At 43.5% G+C, this 2,592-nt stretch carries 3 protein-coding genes; 2 read left to right on the top strand and 1 reads right to left on the bottom strand.

All coding sequences use genetic code 11. The features are described from left to right. Nucleotides 1–1,055, top strand: a 1,055-nt coding sequence (gene bamA / locus Q0338_RS08080; protein WP_298086306.1) for an outer membrane protein assembly factor BamA, incomplete at its 5' end; no start/stop codon positions are given. A 136-nt stretch (nt 1,056–1,191) separates the two neighbouring features. Here bamA and Q0338_RS08075 read toward each other — a convergent pair. Further along, nucleotides 1,192–1,560 carry a DUF488 family protein gene (locus tag Q0338_RS08075; protein WP_298086305.1) on the bottom strand — a complete coding sequence of 123 codons (369 nt, stop codon included), beginning with the start codon at nt 1,558–1,560 and terminating at the stop codon, nt 1,192–1,194. A 153-nt stretch (nt 1,561–1,713) separates the two neighbouring features. Between Q0338_RS08075 and Q0338_RS08070 the strand changes: the two genes are divergently transcribed. Beyond that, a partial coding sequence (locus Q0338_RS08070) for a cache domain-containing protein (protein WP_298086304.1) occupies nt 1,714–2,592 on the top strand: 879 nt, incomplete at its 3' end.

The raw sequence follows: 2,592 nt of genomic DNA, 5'->3' as shown, positions 1-2,592 counted from the left end.
AAAATCAAGTAGATCTACTCGTAAAAGTAAAAGAAGCCTCTACGGGCTCTATCAGCGGCGGTATCGGCTACGGTAGCTCGGACGGATTACTACTTAACGCTAGCGTGTCTGATACGAACGTGTTTGGTAGCGGTATGAAGGGCGTCATAAGCGTCGATAGAAGCGACAACGAGCTCTCAGGCCAGATAGGCTTAACCAATCCGCGCCTTTTTGACTCCGAGTACAGCCTGGGCGGCACGCTATATGCTAACGACTACGACTGGAACAACTACGACGAGAAATCATACGGTCTAAATTTGGTACTAGGCAGAAAGCTAACTAGAAATTTAAGCGCGTCTTTAGGCTACGTCATCGAACAAAGCCGTATCAGTGGGCTTAGCGACGTGCTAAAAAGCGTCGGCTATAAAGACGGCAAAAGCATCAAAAGCTCGCTTATCCCGTCTATTACCTATAACAGCACAGATGATTATTACCTGCCTCGCACCGGTATCATCGCAAGCACTAGCCTAGAGTTTGCGGGCGTGGGCGGCGACGAGAAATTTTTAAAGAGCAGAACGAATTTCAACTGGTATCAAGGCATCAGAGAGTGGGTGGACTACGACCTTATTTTTAGATTTAAATCAAGCTTCGGTAAAATTTGGGATCGCGGATACATACCGATCAACGAAAAGCTATACCTAGGCGGTATCAGAAATCTACGCGGATTTGAGAGCAGGACTGTTTCGCCGAAAGTAAAAGCTCTAAACGGTCAGTGGTACGAGACAGGCGGCACTATCTCGTTTAACAGCTCGGCCGAGCTTAGCTTCCCGATCATAGAGCGCGTAAAAATGCGCGGCGTGATGTTTGTTGATTACGGCGTCATAGAGGGTAAGCACGTACAAAGAAGGGCCGGATACGAGTATATCGACGGACGTATCAGCAGATATAGCGCCGGCGTGGGTATCGAGTGGGTGACGCCGATGGGGCCGCTTCAGCTCATCTTTGCTAAACCGCTTAACAAGCAGGATAGCGACGACACCAGCACGTTTGAATTTACTATCGGACAACGCTTCTAATATTACTCTAATGCGGCGTTTTGGCTTACAGAACGCCGCTCTATCTTTTTAAATTTATCGCCGCAAGATTGCCGCTTTTGATTCAAATTTTATGAGCCGCGCCGTGAAAGTAAAATTTAATCCCGCAAAGTTAAATTTAAACCTTCGCTCCTAGCGCTTCCAAAATCACCGTAACGTGGCTTAAATTTATATCCTTTGTCGCTGTTAGCAGCGCGATTTTGCCGTGAGTTTTTTCTAGCGATTTTAGCTTTTTTAGTCCCACCGCCGCTTCCTCGTTTGTAAGTTCGCTTTTAAATTTGAGCCTAAACTCGCTAAATCTACCCTCTTTATCCTCGTGAAACCAAGCCCTAAGCTCATTTGAAGGGGTGATAGATTTTAGCCACAAAAACGAGCTAAATATCTCCTTTTTTATGCCGCGAGGATACAATCTATCTACGAATACGCCGTAAAAATCGCTGCTTTTGTTACCTTTGATAAAATCGTAAATTCTAAAAGCCTTAAACATAAAATACCTTTTTGCAAATTTGACCTAAATTTTACTGCAAAAAACAAATTTATCGGCAGCGCAAGAGATAAAATTTAAATATTAAGCACCGTTTTACTATTGTAAGCTATAATTAGCGTTTATTTTGAATTTAAATTTGTAAAGGAAGTGTTTATGTTTAGGTCAATCACGAATAAGATAGCCGTGATGCTCATCGTCTCGCTGATCGTTTCGTTTGCCGCTATTTCGGCGGTTAGTTACTATACGGCCGAGAATAAGGTCGTTCAGCTCGTTAGCCAAAATCAGGCTCAAATTTTAAAAGACGTCGATACCGTTACGGAATCGTTTTTTAAAGACTATATCGACACAGTAAAAAAACTAGGCGTAAAAGTACAAAAAGCGCAGCATAGCGAAGAGGAGCTACTAAAAACATTAGTTCTAGAAAAAGATCAGTCAAATTCTATCGTGGACTATATTTATTTCGGTAGAGAAGCTGACGGAAGTCATTTTCAATCATCAAATAACAAGTTAACCCCTGAAAAGGATAATTACGACCCTCGTAAACGCGGCTGGTATATGGATACGAAAGCGGCAAATAGGGCTATTTATACCGAGCCTTATATCGATGCTATGAGTCAAAGCCTGGTTATGACCTTTGCCGTGCCGGTAAACGAGAGCGGTAAATTTGCTGGCGTAGCGGCGATAGATCTAAAGATCGACGCTCTAAGCAAAAAGATCCTTGATATGGGCAAGACCGAATATGGTTACGTTTACGTTATGAATAAAGACGGTCTAATACTAATGCATAGCGATCCCTCAAATGTAGGAAAAACCGTCCCTGCGAGTAAATATTTAGCGGAAGAATACGCAGCAAAAAGGTTTGACGAAAATGGCCTGATACCATACGTCAACTACAAAGGCGAAAATGTAACGGCTAAGGTTTTGCCCATCGGCGAAAACGGTTGGCTGGCGGTCGCAGCTATCGGAGCGGATACCTTTTCTAGCAACACCTTGCCGCTTTTAAAAGCTCAGCTTATATTAGCCGCGGTGTTT

It is taken from the genome of uncultured Campylobacter sp. (genome assembly GCF_938018145.1).
Taxonomy (GTDB): Bacteria; Campylobacterota; Campylobacteria; order Campylobacterales; family Campylobacteraceae; genus Campylobacter_A.
This window is presented reverse-complemented; position numbering and strand designations above follow the sequence as displayed.